Annotated in this window: 13 protein-coding genes; 11 read left to right on the top strand and 2 right to left on the bottom strand. The window is 73.2% G+C overall.

Annotation, left to right across the window (positions count from 1 at the left end):
* Window positions 1-271 precede the first annotated feature (271 nt).
* Both EES43_RS10645 and EES43_RS10640 read left to right on the top strand, forming a co-directional pair.
* Window positions 272-4,252, top strand: coding sequence for a glycosyltransferase (locus EES43_RS10645; protein WP_124268513.1), 3,981 nt, complete (start codon window positions 272-274; stop codon window positions 4,250-4,252).
* The gene (locus tag EES43_RS10640; protein ID WP_124268512.1) at window positions 4,249-5,799 is read left to right on the top strand and encodes a DUF5719 family protein; all 1,551 of its coding nucleotides are present in this window, start codon (window positions 4,249-4,251) and stop codon (window positions 5,797-5,799) included. The genes EES43_RS10645 and EES43_RS10640 overlap by 4 nt, the downstream gene beginning before the upstream one ends.
* A gap of 120 nt (window positions 5,800-5,919) precedes the next feature.
* On the opposite strand, the gene EES43_RS10635 is transcribed toward EES43_RS10640, so the two are convergent.
* Window positions 5,920-6,351 (bottom strand): metallopeptidase family protein, encoded by a 432-nt coding sequence (locus EES43_RS10635; protein ID WP_124268511.1) that lies wholly within the window; start codon window positions 6,349-6,351, stop codon window positions 5,920-5,922.
* 377 nt (window positions 6,352-6,728) lie between these two features.
* Here EES43_RS10635 and EES43_RS10630 point away from each other — a divergent pair, with 377 nt between their 5' ends.
* The 8 genes from EES43_RS10630 to EES43_RS10595 all read left to right on the top strand — a co-directional run bounded on the left by EES43_RS10630 (window position 6,729) and on the right by EES43_RS10595 (window position 15,389).
* On the top strand, window positions 6,729-7,106 hold the full coding sequence (locus tag EES43_RS10630) for a DUF3499 domain-containing protein (protein WP_206430030.1): 378 nt from the start codon (window positions 6,729-6,731) through the stop codon (window positions 7,104-7,106).
* A 56-nt stretch (window positions 7,107-7,162) separates the two neighbouring features.
* A complete protein-coding gene (locus tag EES43_RS10625) occupies window positions 7,163-8,536 on the top strand; it encodes a phosphomannomutase/phosphoglucomutase (RefSeq protein ID WP_124268509.1) in 1,374 nt (457 codons plus the stop codon).
* A gap of 282 nt (window positions 8,537-8,818) precedes the next feature.
* Window positions 8,819-9,001 carry a Trm112 family protein gene (locus EES43_RS10620; protein ID WP_124268508.1) on the top strand — a complete coding sequence of 61 codons (183 nt, stop codon included), beginning with the start codon at window positions 8,819-8,821 and terminating at the stop codon, window positions 8,999-9,001.
* A gap of 137 nt (window positions 9,002-9,138) precedes the next feature.
* Entirely contained in the window at window positions 9,139-10,275 is a 1,137-nt protein-coding gene (locus EES43_RS10615; RefSeq protein ID WP_124268507.1) for an SIS domain-containing protein, read from the top strand.
* A gap of 179 nt (window positions 10,276-10,454) precedes the next feature.
* Window positions 10,455-11,696: a mannose-6-phosphate isomerase, class I gene (gene manA / locus EES43_RS10610; protein WP_124268506.1), complete on the top strand. Its 1,242-nt coding sequence runs from the start codon at window positions 10,455-10,457 to the stop codon at window positions 11,694-11,696.
* Window positions 11,697-11,786: 90 nt separating this feature from the next.
* Complete coding sequence (locus EES43_RS10605; RefSeq protein WP_124268505.1) at window positions 11,787-12,866, top strand: cation diffusion facilitator family transporter; 1,080 nt, start codon at window positions 11,787-11,789, stop codon at window positions 12,864-12,866.
* 268 nt (window positions 12,867-13,134) lie between these two features.
* Window positions 13,135-14,592 carry an adenosylhomocysteinase gene (gene ahcY, locus EES43_RS10600; RefSeq protein WP_124268504.1) on the top strand — a complete coding sequence of 486 codons (1,458 nt, stop codon included), beginning with the start codon at window positions 13,135-13,137 and terminating at the stop codon, window positions 14,590-14,592.
* Window positions 14,593-14,774: 182 nt separating this feature from the next.
* Window positions 14,775-15,389, top strand: a complete 615-nt coding sequence (locus EES43_RS10595) for a hypothetical protein (protein ID WP_124268503.1) — start codon at window positions 14,775-14,777, stop codon at window positions 15,387-15,389.
* Here EES43_RS10595 and EES43_RS10590 read toward each other — a convergent pair.
* Window positions 15,386-16,375: an RDD family protein gene (locus tag EES43_RS10590; protein ID WP_124268502.1), complete on the bottom strand. Its 990-nt coding sequence runs from the start codon at window positions 16,373-16,375 to the stop codon at window positions 15,386-15,388. The genes EES43_RS10595 and EES43_RS10590 overlap by 4 nt on opposite strands.
* Before the next feature lie 118 nt (window positions 16,376-16,493).
* On the opposite strand from EES43_RS10590, the gene EES43_RS10585 reads away from it, so the two are divergent.
* The gene (locus EES43_RS10585; protein ID WP_124268501.1) at window positions 16,494-17,501 is read left to right on the top strand and encodes a stage II sporulation protein M; all 1,008 of its coding nucleotides are present in this window, start codon (window positions 16,494-16,496) and stop codon (window positions 17,499-17,501) included.
* Window positions 17,502-17,749: the final 248 nt, after the last annotated feature.

Here is a 17,749-nt window from a genome sequence, read left to right as displayed (position 1 = left end):
CCCTGTCGCGACCGCCACCGCCACCGGCGGCAGCCGCCCCGCACTCCCGCCGACGGCCCGTTCGCCCGCCCCTCGCGCAGAGGGGCCGGACCACGGGCCGTCAGCACGTCCGCGACCGGGGCCTTCACGCGCTCGGGGCCACCACCACGTATCCGTACCGTTAGTGTGGGGCCCCGTCCGAGACGCGCCAACGCCCCGCCGGGGCACGCGTGTACACCGATGCAGCCCCCGGGGATACGCCCCCGGACCCGGCCGGAGGGCCCGTACCTCGATGTCCGTGCACAGCCACTCGGCGGCGCCGAACGCGGTCGCCGCCGCCCCAGAGTTCCCCCGGCACGTCGTCACCGCCGTGCTCGTCTCCCACGACGGCGCCCGCTGGCTGCCCGACGTACTGGCCGGGCTGCTCGGGCAGGAACGCCCCGTACAGAACGTCGTCGCCGCCGACACCGGCAGCGCCGACGACTCCGCCCGGCTGGTCACCGAGGCGCTCGGCGGCGAACGCGTCCTGCACCTCGCACGCCGTACGAGCTTCGGCACCGCCGTCGAGGAGGCGGCGCGCACGGCGGGCGAACCGACCCCCGACGACCTGCCGTACCTCAAGCGCCCCGGCGGCTGGGACCCCGTCGGCCGGACCTGGGTCGACGAGAACTACGACCTGCCCGAACTGCCCCACGGCGAACCGGTGCAGTGGCTCTGGCTGCTCCACGACGACTGCGCCCCCGAACCGGACGCGCTCGCCGCGATGCTGCGCGTCGTGGACACCGACCAGCACGCCGCGATCGTCGGACCCAAGCTGCGCGGCTGGTACGACCGCAAGCAACTCCTCGAAGTCGGCGTCTCCATCGCCAACAGCGGACGCCGCTGGACCGGACTCGACCGCCGCGAACAGGACCAGGGCCAGCACGACCAGGTCCGCACCGTGCTGTCCGTCTCCACCGCCGGCATGCTCATCCGCCGCGACGTGTACGAGGAACTGGGCGGCTTCGACCGCGGACTCCCGCTGATGCGCGACGACGTGGACCTCTGCTGGCGCGCCCACCTGGCCGGCCACCGGGTCCTCGTCGCCCCGGACGCCGTCCTGCGGCACGCCGAGGCGTCCGCACGCGAGCGCCGCCCCATCGACTGCGCCGGCCGGTCGGTCGTCGGCCCGCACCGCGTCGACAAGGCGGGCGCGGTCTACACGATGCTCGTCAACGCGCGGGCCAAGGCCCTGCCCTGGATCCTGATCCGGCTCGTCGTCGGCACCCTGCTCCGCACCCTCGCGTACCTGGTCGGCAAGGTGCCGGGCCAGGCGCTCGACGAGGTCACCGGCCTGCTCGGCACCCTCCTGCGGCCGGGACGCATCCTCGCCGCGCGCCGCAGCCGCGGAAAGGGCGCCGTCGACGCGGCCGAACTGCGCGCCCTGTTCCCGCCGCCCGGCGCCACCGTCCGGGCCACCGTCGACCAGGTCGCCGGCAACTTCGGCGGCCGTGCGGACACCGACACCGGAGGCTCACGGCACGGAGCCGTCGAGTCCGGCCCCGGCGGCGACGACGCCGACTTCCTCGAAGTCGACCAGTTCGCCCGGCTCAAGCGCATCGGCCGCAAGCCCGGCCCCCTCCTCTTCCTCCTGCTCCTCGTCGTCTCCCTCATCGCCTGCCGCAACCTGCTCGGCGGCGGCGCACTGGCGGGCGGAGCACTCCTGCCCGCGCCCGAGGGCGTCGGCGAGCTGTGGGGACGCTACGCGGACGCCTGGCACACCGTCGGCACCGGCGGCACCCAGACCGCACCGCCCTACCTGGCCATGCTCGCCGGCCTGTCGGCCCTGTTCCTCGGCTCCACCGGCCTCGCCGTCGGCCTGCTGCTCATCTGCTCGGTCCCGCTGGCCGGGCTCACCGCGTACTTCGCCTCCCGGCCGCTGCTCCCGTCGAGGCTGCTGCGGGCCTGGGCGAGCGTCGCGTACGCCTTCCTGCCCGCCGCGACCGGAGCTCTGGCCACCGGCCGCCTCGGCACCGCCGTCCTCCTCGTGCTGCTGCCGCTGATCGCCCGCGCGGGCGTCGCCGCGCACGGACTGCGGTCCGGCGGCGGCCCCGACGCGACACGCGGCAGCTGGCGCGCGACCTGGGCGTACACCCTGCTCCTCACCGTCACGACGGCGTTCACCCCCGTCGTCTGGCCGCTCGCCGCGGTCCTCGGCCTCGGCGTGCTGGTGCTCCGCCGGAGGGACATCACGGCGTACGCCCTGCGCTTCCTGGCCGCCGTCGGCACCCCGATGCTGGTCCTCGCCCCCTGGTCGCTGACCCTCCTGACGAACCCGGCCGCCTTCCTGGACGAAGCCGGCCTGGACATCGGCACGGGCGGAGCCTCCGCGCTCGACCTCCTCTCCCTCAGCCCCGGCGGCCCCAACGCCGCCGGAGGCGTCCTGCTCCTCGGCATCGTGCTCGCCGCGCTCGCCGCCCTGCTGCGCGACGAACGGCAGTTCGCGGTGCGGTCCGCCTGGGCGGTCGCGCTCGTCGCCCTGCTCTTCGCGGCCTTCGCCAACCAATCGGCCTGGGCCGGACCCGCCACCCTCGTCTACGGCATCGCGCTGATCGCCGCCGCCCTGGTGGGCGCGGACGGGGCCCGCATCCGGGTCGCCGAGCAGAGCTTCGGCTGGCGTCAGCCCGTCGCGGTCCTGATCGCGCTGGCCGCCGGCCTGGCCCCGGTCCTGGCCGCGTTCGGCTGGATGATCGGCGGCGCGGACGGCCCACTGGAGCGCCGCGACCCCGTACAGGTGCCGGCGTTCGTGGCCGAGGAGAGCACGACCCGCGACCAGCCGCGCACCCTCGTCCTCGGCGGCACCTCGTCCGAGTCGGTGGCCTACAGCCTGGTCCGCGGATCCGGCGTCCGGCTCGGCGACGCCGAACTGACCGAGGCTGGCGGCGGCAACAGCCACCTCGACAAGGTGGTCGCCAACCTGGTCGCGGGCTCCGGCGCCGACCAGGGCACCCAGCTCAGCGGGTTCGCGATCCGGTACGTCCTCGTCCGCGACGGCGCGCCCCGCCGGATGAGCCGCGTCCTCGACACCACCCCCGGCCTCAGCCGCCTCAGCCAGCTCGACGGCAGCGCCCTGTGGCGCGTCGACCGCCAGGTGGCGCGCGTCATGATCGTCCCGGCGTCCGGCGAGGGCGAGCGCGTCCCCGTCGGCTCACTCGCCGTCGAGGCCCGCACGGAGATCCCCGCGGGCGCGGCCGGCCGGGTGCTCAGGATCGCCGACGCGGCCGACCCCGGCTGGCGGGCCACTCTGGACGGAAAGCCGCTGACGGCCAAGACCGTCGACGGCTGGGCACAGGGCTTCGAACTGCCCGCCGAGGGCGGCCGTCTGGACCTCGCGTACGACGCCCCGATCACGCACTCCGCCTGGATCTGGACCCAGGCCGCGCTCGTCGTCGTCCTGATCGTCATGGCCCTGCCGGGCCGCCGCCGGGAGATCGACGACGACCTGCCCGAGGAGGCCCCCGTCCCCGCCGAGGAGCCGGCCGACGGCGAGGGACGGCGCGCCCGCCGGCTGCGTGCCGCCGCCCAGGCGGAAGCCGCGGGCGAGCACAACCCGCAGGACGGCCCCCGCGACCCGGGCCCCGGCGCACCGGAGCCCGCCACCGCGGGCGCGGCGCACGGCCCCGGACAAGCGGCTGCGGCAGACCCGGGGGAGTACGCCCCGGCCATCCCCGCCCAGCAGACCGGCGATCCGTACGCCGACCCCTCCGGTTACGGGACCCAGCCCGGCTACGACACGGCCACCGGCCACGCCGCTCCGCCCGGCCACGACGCCCAGGACGCCTCCGGCGGCTACGCGGCCGTTCCGCGCCAGCAGCGGTACGACGAGTGGACCGGCCGGCAACAGGGCGGCGGCGACTACAACGCCCCGTACCCGCAGGGCGATCACACCGCGTACGGCGACGACCCGTACCAGCAGCGGAACGCCGGATACCCCGGCGGCTACGGAGACCCGAGCGGCTACCCGGCCCCGGACCCGTACGGACAGCAGCAGCCGCCCCGACAGCAGTACGACGGGCAGGGCGACGGCGCTCCGCACGGCGGCCCGTACGAGCAGCACGACCAGTACGAGCAGCACGACCAGTACGACCAGTACGGGCAGTACACCGGGCGGCAACAGCCGCAGCAGTACCCCGATCCCGACCATCCCGCCGGGAACGGCGAGCACGTCGACCCCCCGGCCCCGGGCCAGGCCCCGTGGCAGACCGGTAACGCATCGCGAGGCGAGTCCGAGTGAAGTCCACCCACCTGTCCCTCATCGCCGCCGCCGTCGCGCTGGCCGCCGTCACCGGCGTCGCCTCGCTGACCGAGCCCGGCGACCCGGCCACCGAGGCGACGACCGCCTCCGTCCTGCCGGTGGAGCGCTCCAGCCTGGTCTGCCCGGCGCCCGGCGGCTCCGACCTCGCGGAGACGCGGTACACCTCCTTCACCCCGGCGGGGAAGGGCGGCGGGGCCGAGGGCGCCGCCGAACTGAAGCCGGCCCTGCCGGTCCTCGACGAAGAGCAGGACGCCGGGACCGACCCGGAGAGGACGGAGAAGAGCGAGAAGGCCGAGGAAGCCGCGAAGAAGGCGAAGGAGAAGGCCGACAAGCCGGTCCTCGCCGTGCGGGAGCCCGGCAGACCGGTCACCGCCGAGGCCGACGGCTCCGACGCCCCGGCGCTCGTCGGCACCGCCACCGGCCGCCTCGCCCCCGGCTGGGCCGCCCAGCAGACCACCACGATCACCGCGGGAACCGCCCGCGGCCTGCTCGGCGTCGGCTGCACCGCCCCGGACACCGACTTCTGGTTCCCGGGCGCGAGCACCGCGAAGTCCCGCCAGGACTACGTGCACCTGACCAACCCGGACGACGCCGCGGCCGTCGCCGACATCGAGCTGTACGGCCCCGGCGGCGCGCTCAAGTCCGACGTGGGCGACGGCATCACCGTGCCCGCCCGCTCCAGCGTCGCGCTCCTGCTCTCCACGCTCACCCCGGACGCGGTGAAGGACCTGACCGCCCACGTCACCACCCGTTCCGGACGGATCGGCGCGGTGATCAGGACCGCCGACGAGTCCGCGGGCACGGACTGGCTCACCGCCTCCGAGGACCCGTCCGCCTCGCTCGTGATGCCCGGCATCCCGGCCGACGCCACCTCCGTACAGCTGGTGGCCTACGCGCCCGGCGAGGACGACGCGGACGTGAAGGTCCAGCTCATGGGCAAGACGTCCACGTTCTCCCCGGCCGGGAACGACACCCTCCACATCAAGTCGGGGATGACGGCGACCGCCGACCTCAGGGACGTCACCCGCGGCGAGGCCGGATCCCTGCGCCTGATCCCCGTCGAGAAGAACCGGGCGACGGAGATCGTGGCCGCGCTGCGCGTGGTCCGGGGCACCGGGGCCGGGCAGGAGATCGCCTACATCCCCGCCACCGCGCCGGTCGGAGCGCGGGCGAGCGTTACCGACAACCGGGCCAAGGGCTCCACGCTCTCCCTGACCGCGCCCGCCGCCGGGGCCCGGGTGAAGGTCACCGCGTCGGCGGGCAGCGGGGGCGGCGAGCCGGCCGTCGCGACGTACACGGTCAAGGCCGGCACGACCATGGCCGTCACGCCTACCCCTCCGGCCGGGCTCAAGGGCACGTACGCGCTGACCGTCGAGACGGTCTCCGGCGGCCCGGTGCACGCCTCGCGCACCCTCATGGTCCCGGGAGGCGGCGTCAAGATGTTCACCGTGCAGACGCTGCCCGACGACGGCGGCACGGTACGGGTCCCGGCGGCCCGGCAGGACCTCTCGGTCCTGGACGACTGACCGACCGCCGTTCCACCCGCCGCCGTTCCACCCGCTGCCGCCGCCCGACCCGGGCCGCACGCCGGACCGTCCCCGGCCCGGGGGCGGTGCCGACCAGGCGCTCCCCCCGGGGGACGGACCTCAGTCCTGCCCGTACCGCGGGTCGACCGACTCGGGGGCGAGCCCCAGCAGCTCCGCGACCTGCTCCACGACGACCTCGTGCACCAGCAGGGCGCGTTCGTCGCGGCTCTTGGTGCGGATCTCGACGGGACGCCGGTAGACGACGATCTGCGCGGGCCGGCCCTTGGCGGCCGAGAGGGCGCTGCCCAGCGGAACGACCTCCTCCGGAGTGCCCGGCACGTCCATGACGACGAAGTCGACCTCGGCCAGCTGGGGCCAGCGCCGCTCCAGCCGCTCCACCGAGTCCTGGACCAGGTCGCGGAACGTCTCGCCCCGGCTGACCGACAGCGGCACCTGCGGCGGCGCGACCGGCCCGCGCATACCGCGGCCATGACGGTCGCGACGCCGGGGCCGCGGCTCGGACGGGTGGGAGGAAGGTACGGAGCTGTCCATCACCGACGCAGCGTAACGCCCGACCGGACGACCCGTCGGCGACGGCGACACGGGACGGACAGGGGACGACGCGGGACCGCGTGGGACGGCCCCGGGGCGGTCCGGAGCCCTGTTCGGGATGTCCGCAGTTGAACATTCCGGCCAAGGATGAGCCCTTTTCAGGCGTGTGATCCGATCATCGACGACTCGCCCGAGGTGACCATCCACCGGGTCCGGCGATCCCAGCGGCCTCCGCGTGGCCGTCGCGCCCGCGTCGCGGCGCAGGTCAGGGTGGCCGTCCGGCCGCCGCCCGGGCCACGGACCACCGGCCGACACGGCAGGGTGACCCGAGGGAGAGTCGTCGCAGCCCGCTCAAGAGTGCGGTACCGTCCAACATCGTGAGCCCTGTACGTCGCTGTTCGCGCACCGCGTGCGGCCGCCCTGCCGTCGCGACACTGACGTACGTCTATGCCGACTCGACTGCGGTCCTCGGCCCGCTCGCCACCTACGCCGAGCCCCACTGCTACGACCTCTGTGCCGAGCACAGCGAGCGGCTGACCGCGCCACGGGGCTGGGAAGTGGTCCGGCTCTCCGACGGATCGGCCCCCGCGCACCCCAGCGGCGACGACCTCGAAGCCCTCGCCAACGCGGTACGGGAAGCGGCACGGCCCCGCGAGCGCGGAGCCGACGGCGGCGGCCGGGGCCCCCGCTCCGCCGACCCGGTGGAGGTGGCCCGCCGGGGCCACCTGCGGGTGCTCCGCTCACCCGACTCCTGAGGCGCCGCCCGGCCGGGTAGTTTGGGCGCTCCGCAGAATCATCAGGAGGACCGGCCGTGGTTGCTGATCTGTCCCAGCTCGTCAAGGCGTACGACGTGCGCGGCGTGGTGCCCGACCAGTGGGACGAGTCGTTGGCCGAACTGTTCGGAGCCGCGTTCGTCCAGGTCACGGAGGCCGAGGCCATCGTCGTCGGCCACGACATGCGCCCCACGTCACCGGGGCTCTCCGGCGCGTTCGCACGCGGCGCGGCGGCCCGCGGCGCCGACGTCACGCTGATAGGGCTCTGCTCGACGGACCAGCTGTACTACGCCTCGGGGGCACTCGGCCTGCCGGGCGCGATGTTCACCGCCTCGCACAACCCCGCCCAGTACAACGGCATCAAGATGTGCCGGGCCGGAGCCGCGCCGGTCGGCCAGGACACCGGCCTGACCGAGATCCGGACCCTGGTCGAGACGTGGTCGCAGGACGGAGCCCAGCGGCCCGCCCCCGCCGTCACACCGGGCACGGTCACCGAACGCGACACCCTCGACGACTACGCCGCCCATCTCCTCGGCCTGGTCGACCTCTCCGCGATCAGGCCCCTCAAGGTTGTCGTGGACGCCGGCAACGGCATGGGCGGCCACACCGTCCCGACCGTCTTCGGCGGCCTTCCGCTCGACCTCGTACCGATGTACTTCGAGCTGGACGGCACCTTCCCGAACCACGAGGCCAACCCGCTCGACCCGAAGAACATCGTCGACCTCCAGGCCCGCGTACTCGCGGAGGGAGCCGACCTCGGTCTCGCCTTCGACGGCGACGCCGACCGCTGCTTCGTGGTCGACGAGCGCGGCGCGGGCGTCTCCCCGTCCGCGATCACGGCCCTGGTGGCCGCCCGCGAGCTGGCCCGCAACGGCGGCAGCGGAACGGTCATCCACAACCTGATCACCTCCGCGTCCGTCCCCGAGGTCGTCCGCGAGAACGGCGGCACCCCGGTCCGCACCCGGGTCGGCCACTCCTTCATCAAGGCGGAGATGGCCGAACAGGGCGCGATCTTCGGCGGCGAGCACTCGGCGCACTACTACTTCCGCGACTTCTGGAACGCCGACACGGGCATGCTCGCGGCCCTCCACGTCCTCGCCGCGCTGGGCGGACAGGACGCCCCACTCTCCGAGCTGGTCGACGTCTACGACCGGTACGCGGGCTCCGGCGAGATCAACTCCACCGTGGACGACCAGGCCGGCCGGCTGGCGGCGGTCAGGGCCGCCTACGGCGACCGCGACGACATCGCCTTCGACGACCTGGACGGCCTCACCGTCACCTCCCCCGACTGGTGGTTCAACCTCCGCGCCTCGAACACGGAACCCCTCCTGCGCCTCAACGTCGAGGCGGGGGACGAGACGACGATGGCGGCGGTACGCGACGAGGTCCTGGCGCTGATCCGCGTCGCCTGAGCTGCGAGAACCGCGGGCATGGAGCTGCGGAAACCGCGGGCATGGAGCTGCGGGAACCGCGGGCCTTGAGCTGCGGGATCGGCAGGGCCGGTTCGGGGAGGGAGGCACGGGAGCCGGGGGGCGCGGCGCGCGGATCCGGCCGCCCCCGCTCCCGAGCGCACCCCTCCCCACCTTCCCCGTTTCCGCACCCCGGGCCGGGCCGCGTCCCCGCCACCCCGGCGGTAGGCTGACGACGCCTGATCCATGTGGATCGGACCACGCATGCTCGAAGGGACTCACCTCATGCCGCTCGAAGCCGGCCTCCTGGAGATCCTGGCCTGCCCGGCCTGCCACTCCCCGCTCGACGACCGTTCGGCGGACGCCGAGCCGGAGCTGGTCTGCACCGGCGCCGACTGCGGCCTCGCCTACCCGGTACGGGACGGCATCCCGGTCCTCCTCGTCGACGAGGCCCGCCGCCCCGCCTGACCACGAGGCGACGCGCGCCGGGCAGCGTACGGTGCACGACCCCCGGGCCGGACCGGACACCGTTCCACCGTCCGGGCCCGCGACCGCGCCACCCGCCCCGCACCCGTAGCCCACAAGGTGATCGGAGGCTCACCGCCATGCTCGACGAGTCCCTGCTCGACGCCCCGGAGGCGCTGGCCCGAGCCGACCGCCGCGACCTGCTCCGCGGCGCGGCCGAGGCAGGCGCACGCGTCCGCACCGCCGCCCGGAACGCCGCGGAGGCGGGCATCGGCGGACTGAACCCCGAGGGCCGGCCCCGAGCCGTGCTCGTCGCGGGGCCCGGCACCGCGGCGTCCGGCGTCGCGGACCTGATCGGTGCGCTGGCCGGGGCCGCCGCCCCCGTCACCCGTATCCGTCCCACGGGCGTCGCACCGGCGGCGGGCGCCCTGCGGTGGACGCTGCCCGGCTGGGCCGGATCCGTGGACCTCCTCCTCATCGTGACCGCCGACGGCTCCGAGCCCGGCCTCGCGCTCCTCGCCGAGCAGGCATACCGGCGAGGCTGCACCGTCGTCGCCGTCGCCCCGACCCGCTCGCCGCTGCGCGAAGCGGTCGACGGCGTGCACGGCCTGGTCGTGGCGTTGGCCGCCGCCCCGCACGGCGAGTACGACGCGGAGGCTTCCGCCGCGGGACCCGGCACCCTGTGGGCGCTGCTCACCCCGCTGCTGGCCCTCCTCGACCGGGTGGGCCTGCTCACCGCCCCCGCCGAGGAACTGCGCAAGGTCGCCGACCGCCTGGACCGCACCGCCGAACGCTGCGGCCCGGCCATCGCCACGTACAGCAACCCCGCCAAGACGCTGGCCGCCGAGCTCGCCGACAGCCTGCCCCTTGTCTGGACGGAGGGCGAGGCGGCCGGCCCGGTGGGCCGCCGGTTCGCCGCCGTCCTGTCCGAACTCGCCGGCCGCCCGGCCTTGACCGCGGAGCTTCCCGAGGCGCTGCCCTCGCACGGCACGCTGCTCGCCGGGGACTTCGCCGCGGGCGCGGACCCCGACGACTTCTTCCGCGACCGGGTCGACGAGGGCGAAACCCTCAGGGCCAGGGTCGTCCTCCTGCGGAACCGGCCGACGGGCGGCCTCAGCGCCTATCCGGCAGCCCGCGAACTGGCCCTGGGACACGACACACCCGTCAGCGAGCTGGAACCGGAGGAGGGCAGCGAACTGGAGGCCCTCGCCGAGCTGCTGGCGATCACCGACTTCGCCGCCGTCTACCTGTCCCTGGCCGCCGCTCCCCAGCCCTGAACCGGCAGTCACGAACCGCTAGTTCTGATCCCGCAGTCCTGATCCGGCAGTCACGGACCCAGGCCCGCCGCCCCGACACGCCACCCGCCGTCGCCACCACCCCCTGCGCACCTCCGCCCCTCCGCCCCTCCGCCTCTTCGCCCCTCTGCCCTCCGCATCGCACCACCGAGGACGACTCCATGGACCGGCTGTCCAACACCGTGCGCCCCTACGCCTGGGGCTCCACCACGGCCATTCCCGCGCTGCTCGGTACCGCCCCCACCGGTGAACCGCAGGCCGAGATGTGGATGGGAGCCCACCCCGGCGCCCCCTCCCGGATATTCCGCCGCCCCACCACCGAAACCACCGCCACCCCTGACGGGGACCTCACCGCCGACGATGCCGCCGCCGCGGCGACGGAGCTCGCGGGGGCGGAACTCGCCCTCACCGACGTCATCGCCGCCGACCCCGTGGGCGAGCTCGGAGCGGCCACCGTCACCAGGTTCGGCCCCCGCCTCCCGTTCCTCCTGAAGATCCTCGCCGCGGGCGCGCCGCTCTCCCTCCAGGTCCACCCGAACCTCGACCAGGCCCGCCGGGGCTACGCGGACGAGGAGGCCCGGGGCGTCCCGATCGACGCCGCCCACCGCACGTACAAGGACGCGAACCACAAGCCCGAACTGATCTGCGCCCTCACCCCCTTCGACGGCCTCTGCGGCTTCCGCAGGCCCACCGAGGCGGCGGACGCGATGGAGTCCCTGGGCGTCGACTCCCTCAAGCCGTACGTGGACCTGCTCCGCGCCCATCCCGAGGAGGCGGCCCTGCGCGAAGTGCTCACGGCCGTCCTCGGCGCCGACCCGGCCGAGATGGCCGAGACCGTGGCCGAGGCGGCTGCCGCCGCCGAGCGGCTCGGTGGGGCCCACGCCCCGTACGCCCGCATCGCCCACCACTTCCCGGGGGACCGGGGCGTCATCGCGGCGATGCTGCTGAACTACGTACAACTCCAGCCCGGCGAAGCCCTGTTCCTCGACGCCGGAGTCCCGCACGCCTACCTCGACGGCCTCGGCGTCGAGATCATGGCCAACTCGGACAACGTGCTGCGCTGCGGTCTCACCCCCAAACACGTCGACGTACCCGAACTCCTGCGCATCGTCCGCTTCGAGGCCACCGAACCGGGCGTGCTGCGCCCGGAGGCCGCGCCCTCCGGCGAGGAGCTGTACGAGACGCCCGCCGACGAGTTCGCCCTGTCCCGTTACACCCTCGCCGCCGGCGGCGACCCCGCCGAACTGACCGCGGCCGGCCCGCAGATCCTGCTCTGCACGGCCGGGGCCCTCCGCGTCGGCGACCTCGAACTGGCTCCGGGGGAGTCCGTCTTCGTACCGGCCGGCGAAGCGGTCGAAGCCTCAGGAGCGGGCACACTCTTCCGTGCCACCGTGGGCGCCTGACCCACCCTCCGTCCCGGCGGCTGCAACAATGTGCCGCCGCCGTACCGCGGCGGCACGTGCCGCACACCGACGAAGGGACACCACGCACTCATGAGCGCGTCAGGCGGAACCAGGGCGATCGTGGCGGCACTCGCCGCCAACCTCGCGATCGCCGTGGCCAAATTCGTGGCGTTCCTCTTCAGTGGCTCGTCGTCGATGCTCGCGGAGAGCGTCCACTCGCTCGCCGACTCGGGCAACCAGGGGCTTCTCCTGCTCGGCGGCAAGCGAGCCAAGCGCGAAGCCACTCCTCAGCACCCCTTCGGCTACGGCCGTGAGCGGTACATCTACGCCTTCCTCGTCTCCATCGTCCTGTTCTCGGTGGGTGGCATGTTCGCCGTCTACGAGGGTTACGAGAAGATCAAGCACCCCCACGCGATCGAGGCGTGGTACTGGCCGGTCGGCGTGCTGATCTTCGCGATCATCGCGGAGAGCTTCTCCTTCCGTACGGCGATCAAGGAGTCCAACGCGACGCGGGGCGACCGCTCCTGGACGGAGTTCGTCCGCCGCGCCAAGGCCCCGGAACTGCCGGTCGTCCTCCTGGAGGACCTCGGCGCCCTGATCGGCCTGATCCTCGCGCTGGCGGGCGTCGGCCTCGCCCTCGGAACCGGCAACGGCGTCTGGGACGGCATCGGCACCCTCTGCATCGGCATCCTCCTCATCGTCATCGCGATCGTGCTCGCCGCCGAGACGAAGTCCCTTCTGCTCGGTGAGTCCGCGGGCATCGAGGACGTCGAGAAGATCAAGTCGGCCGTGGTCGACGGCGACACCGTGACCGCCCTCATCCACATGCGCACCCTCCACCTCGGCCCCGAGGAACTGCTCGTCGCCGCCAAGATCGCGGTCCGGCACGACGAGACCGCTGCCCAGGTCGCCGACGCCATCAACGCCGCCGAGACCCGGATCCGCGACGCCGTCCCGATCGCCCGGGTCATCTATCTGGAGCCGGACATCTTCAACGCGGCGGCTGCCGCTGACGGCACCAACCCCGGCCGGCCCGCCCCCGCCGCCGTCCGTGAGGCCGGGAACCGGCCCGGCCCGGACGACCCCGCCGCACCCCTGGACAAGGACCGGGGCACGCCCCCGAACCCCGACCCGGACAACGGCCCGGCCTCGGCGAATTCCGGCCACTGACCCCCTGCGCATCGGCCCGATCGCCCCGGAGACAGCCCCCGGCCCGTTCCGCTCCCTGAACGGGCTGGGGCTCGGTGGGCCGTTCGGTGTAGATTCGGAGGCGAGACAGACGTCGCTGCTGATGGCGGTCGAGCGGTCCGCTGGAGCGGGCCGGCCGAGGGACAGAGGGCCTCCGACGGACTGCACTGCGAACTCTCGGGCATTCGTGTGCCCGAGGCCGCAGAGCCAGCCCAGCCCACCCTCGACCCAATACGAGGAGCAGCCCGTTATGACGACGGCCGCCAATCGCCAGGACTTCAAGGTCGCCGACATCTCCCTCGCCGCTTTCGGCCGCAAGGAGATCACCCTCGCCGAGCACGAGATGCCCGGCCTGATGTCGATCCGCAAGGAGTTCGCCGCCGCCCAGCCGCTGGCCGGCGCGCGGATCACCGGCTCGCTGCACATGACCGTGCAGACGGCCGTGCTCATCGAGACGCTCGTCGCCCTCGGCGCCGACGTCCGCTGGGCCTCCTGCAACATCTTCTCCACCCAGGACCACGCCGCCGCCGCCATCGCCGTCGGCCCGAACGGCACGCCGGAGGCCCCTGCGGGCGTTCCGGTCTTCGCCTGGAAGGGCGAGACGCTGGAGGAGTACTGGTGGTGCACGGAGCAGGCCCTGACCTGGCCGAACACCCCCACCGGCGGCCCGAACATGATCCTCGACGACGGTGGCGACGCCACCCTCCTGGTCCACAAGGGCGTCGAGTTCGAGAAGGCCGGCGCGGCCCCGGACCCGTCGACCGCGGACAGCGAGGAGTACGCCCACATCCTCACCCTGCTGAACCGCACCCTCGGTGAGGCCCCGCAGAAGTGGACGCAGCTGGCGTCCGAGATCCGCGGTGTGACCGAGGAGACCACGACCGGTGTCCACCGGCTGTACGAGATGCACCGTGACGGCACCCTTCTCTTCCCGGCGATCAACGTCAACGACGCCGTCACCAAGTCCAAGTTCGACAACAAGTACGGCTGCCGCCACTCCCTGATCGACGGCATCAACCGGGCCACCGACGTCCTGATCGGCGGCAAGACCGCCGTCGTCTGCGGCTACGGCGACGTGGGCAAGGGGTGCGCGGAGTCGCTGCGCGGCCAGGGCGCCCGCGTGATCATCACCGAGATCGACCCGATCTGCGCGCTGCAGGCGGCGATGGACGGCTACCAGGTCGCCACGCTCGACGACGTGGTGGAGCAGGCCGACATCTTCATCACCACGACGGGCAACAAGGACATCATCATGGCCTCGGACATGGCCCGGATGAAGCACCAGGCCATCGTGGGCAACATCGGCCACTTCGACAACGAGATCGACATGGCCGGCCTGGCGCAGATCGACGGCATCGTCAAGGACGAGGTCAAGCCGCAGGTCCACACCTGGACGTTCCCGGACGGCAAGGTCCTCATCGTGCTCTCCGAGGGCCGCCTGCTGAACCTCGGCAACGCGACCGGTCACCCGTCGTTCGTCATGTCCAACTCCTTCGCCGACCAGACGCTCGCGCAGATCGAGCTGTTCACGAAGCCGCAGGAGTACCCGACCGACGTGTACGTGCTGCCCAAGCACCTGGACGAGAAGGTCGCCCGCCTTCACCTCGACGCCCTCGGCGTCAAGCTGACGACCCTGCGTCCGGAGCAGGCCGCGTACATCGGCGTCGAGGTCGACGGCCCGTACAAGCCCGACCACTACCGCTACTGAGTCCCACCGCTTACTGATCCGGCGCCGCCGGTGGCCGGGCGCGTCATGCGCACCCGGCCGCCGGAGGCACCGAACCCGGCGGCGGACGACAGAGCGGACCGACAGAGCAGGCCCCCGCACCCCCGTGTCGGGGGCCTGCCCCGTTACCGCCCCCGCACCGCCGGAGGAACCCGAAGGACCCCATGCCCCGCGGTAGGTATTCGCTCCACGACCTTCACGATCACACCCCCCTCGGCGAAGAACACTTCCACTGCGCGCCCGGCCCGTCCGGCTGGCGCTATGTCTCCCAGACCACGACCCCCTCGGGCGACCACCTCGGGTCCGTCGACCTGACCCTCGACGAGCTCGGCCGCCCGCTCCGGCTCGAACTCCACGCCTCCGGCTGGCAGGTGCGAGGAGCCGCCCTCGAAGGCGTCACCTGGGTCCGGTCCGATCCCACCGGAGCTCACGCCACCGAAGGCAACGTCCGCGCCCACGCCTTCTCCGGCACATCCCCCTCGTTCCTCGTCGCCCTGACCCGTCTGCTGCGCCTCACCCCCGCATCCTCCGAAACCCGCGTCCGCGTGGTCACCTTCACGGACCCGGTCCTCGCGCCCCGTACCGTCGACCAGTCCTGGGCTCTGGTGAACAGTGAAGCGCACCCCACTGACAACGGACCCCTGATGGTGGACGAATACCAGGTCAGCGCCCTGGACACCGGTGAACGGCACACCGTTCACGTAGCAGGGGACGTGGTCCTCTCCGCCCCCGGCATCGAGCTGGAACACCTGGAGACGCCCCCCTCACCCCGCCCTTAGGCCGGAGGCGCGAAACCGGACGGCGCACGGCCCGCCCCACCGTCGGGCCCCACCGAATCCGACGAACGTCCGCTCCCCGGCGCCCTCTTGGGAACCTCGCCGGGCGCGGCAGCGGCAACCTTGGATGTACCAGGGGCTCCCAGAGCCCCATGAGCCCCATCAGCCCCAAGGGCTTCCTGAGGCCCAACCCCACCAGCCGCGCCGGACACGGGCGCAACGGGCCTTGGCGCGGCCGGCAGAGCCCTCACCGAGAACACGCGCTGCGCGTCGCGCGCCTGCCGTTCGTGCACCACCGCCGCCAGGAACGCCGCAGCGGTCACGCCCTGCGGCGCCGTCGTCCCCGTCCGCGCGACCAGGTCGCCGGCCAGCCTCTCGGAGATCGCCCGACCGACGCCCGGATCCAGTTGGTGCATCCGCGTCAGGTACTGCCGTACGGAGAGCCAGAGTCCGTCCGGCACCGCCGACAGATCGAGGTGCGCGAAGGCGCCGACCAGCCACGGCGGAGGCGGAGGCACCGCGACCGACTGCCCCGTCACCACACGCTCCCGCACGACCAGCGTTCCCGCGAACACGTCACCGAGCCGCCGCCCGCGAGCGGACACCAGCGACGCGATACAAGCCAGGACGCCGAACGTCGTGAGAATCTCGACGACCCCCATCGCCCCGCGCACGAGCGCGTGCCGGAACCGGATCGGCCCACCGTCGTCCCGCACCACACGCAGCCCGCAGGCCAGTTTGCCCAGGGAACGGCTCAGCGTCTCCACCGCGACGGGGCCGCCGACCAGCACCAGAAGAAACGAGGCGACCCCGATCGCCGCGACGGCCGCCTCGTCCAGCGACCGGGAGGCGATCCCCAGAGCGACCGAGACGACGAGGAAGGCGGCGAAGAGCACCGCCAGATCGATCGCCGAGGCCAGGGCCCGGCTCGGCAGCCTGGCCGGCCGCAGTCCCAGAACAACCGCGTCGCCCGTCACCAGCTCACTCATGGCCCCCACCCTCCGCCGACCTTCCCTGCCCGAGCCCGGCCCAGTCTGCCAAGCTGACCGACAGCGCGCCGCAGTAGTACGGACCCGTACGCACCCATGCCTGGAGCAACAGCCGCCCATGGACCTCGACGTCTTCGTCACCGCCCACCGCACGGAGTGGGACCGCCTGGACCATCTCCTGCGCCGAGGACGCCGCCTGACCGGCGCGGAAGCCGACGAACTCGTCGTCCTCTACCAGCGCACGGCCACGCACCTCTCCCTGATCCAGTCGAGCGCGCCGGATCCTCTGCTCACCGCTCGCCTGACCCAGCTCGTGGCCCGCGCCCGGTCGACCGTGACGGGTACCCGCAAGGCTTCGTGGCGTGACGCGACCCGCTTCCTGACGGCGGGCTTTCCGGCCGCCGTCTACCGCTCGCGGCACTGGTGGGTCCCCGTCGCGGTGTTGTCGACGGCCGTGGCGGCACTCATGGGCTGGTGGATAGGCGCGCACCCGGAGGTGCAGGCGGCGATCGCCGCTCCGGAGGACCTTCGGAACATGACACGGCCGGGCGGCGAGTACGAGACGTACTACTCCAGCCACCCGGCGGCGTCGTTCGCCGCGCAGGTATGGACGAACAACGCTCAGGCCGCGGCGATGTGCCTCGTGCTGGGCGCGTTCCTGTGCGTACCCGTGATCTGGATCCTCTTCGTCAACATGCTCAACCTCGCCGTCGGCATCGGGCTGATGTCGTCCGTCGGCCGTCTGGACACCTTCCTCGGCCTGGTCCTCCCTCACGGCCTACTGGAACTGACCGCGGTCTTCGTGGCCGCCGGCACCGGCCTGCGCCTCGGCTGGACGGTGATCGACCCCGGACCGCTCACCCGCCGCGCCGCTCTCGCACAACAGGGACGCGCCGCACTGGGCATGGCCCTGGGCCTCGCTCTGGTGCTGTTCGTCTCCGGAGCCATCGAAGGGTTCGTGACCCCGTCGGGTCTTCCGACCTGGGCCCGCATCACCATCGGCGTAGTCGCTGAACTGGCCTTTCTCGCGTACGTCTACATCCTGGGCCGCCGCGCGGTGCGGGCCGGCGAGACCGGTGACCTCGCGGCGGTCGAACGCAGCGCCGAACTTCCGTCTGCGGCGTGACCACCGATGTGCGACCGCCCCTGCTGAGCTGCTAGTCTCCTCTTCGCCCACAAAGCCGTTGACACGGTGGACGTGGGGAGGTAGATTCGAACGGTTGCCTCGGACTGGACAAGTTCGGGATGACCGCGTAGTTTCACATCTCGCTCGTGCTGCGGTAACTGAGTTATCCCGCCGAGCCGCACGATCCTCTTATCGAAAGCCTTCCGGTTGTTTATTTCGACCGGCGCGTTTCTGATAAGGTCGGGTCA

The sequence above is a fragment of the Streptomyces sp. ADI96-02 genome (genome assembly GCF_003846185.1).
Taxonomy (GTDB): domain Bacteria; phylum Actinomycetota; class Actinomycetes; order Streptomycetales; family Streptomycetaceae; genus Streptomyces.
Note: the sequence above shows the minus strand (reverse complement) of the source record. Positions and strands in the feature narration are given on the sequence as shown.

Excerpts from the sequence above, each read along its gene's own strand:
- EES43_RS10645 (WP_124268513.1), top strand. The coding sequence starts at position 272 with ATGTCCGTGCACAGCCACTCGGCGGCGCCGAACGCGGTCGCCGCCGCC.
- EES43_RS10635 (WP_124268511.1), bottom strand. The coding sequence starts at position 6,351 with ATGGACAGCTCCGTACCTTCCTCCCACCCGTCCGAGCCGCGGCCCCGG.
- EES43_RS10620 (WP_124268508.1), top strand. The coding sequence starts at position 8,819 with ATGCCGCTCGAAGCCGGCCTCCTGGAGATCCTGGCCTGCCCGGCCTGC.
- EES43_RS10615 (WP_124268507.1), top strand. The coding sequence starts at position 9,139 with ATGCTCGACGAGTCCCTGCTCGACGCCCCGGAGGCGCTGGCCCGAGCC.
- manA (WP_124268506.1), top strand. The coding sequence starts at position 10,455 with ATGGACCGGCTGTCCAACACCGTGCGCCCCTACGCCTGGGGCTCCACC.
- EES43_RS10605 (WP_124268505.1), top strand. The coding sequence starts at position 11,787 with ATGAGCGCGTCAGGCGGAACCAGGGCGATCGTGGCGGCACTCGCCGCC.
- ahcY (WP_124268504.1), top strand. The coding sequence starts at position 13,135 with ATGACGACGGCCGCCAATCGCCAGGACTTCAAGGTCGCCGACATCTCC.
- EES43_RS10595 (WP_124268503.1), top strand. The coding sequence starts at position 14,775 with ATGCCCCGCGGTAGGTATTCGCTCCACGACCTTCACGATCACACCCCC.
- EES43_RS10590 (WP_124268502.1), bottom strand. The coding sequence starts at position 16,375 with ATGAGTGAGCTGGTGACGGGCGACGCGGTTGTTCTGGGACTGCGGCCG.
- EES43_RS10585 (WP_124268501.1), top strand. The coding sequence starts at position 16,494 with ATGGACCTCGACGTCTTCGTCACCGCCCACCGCACGGAGTGGGACCGC.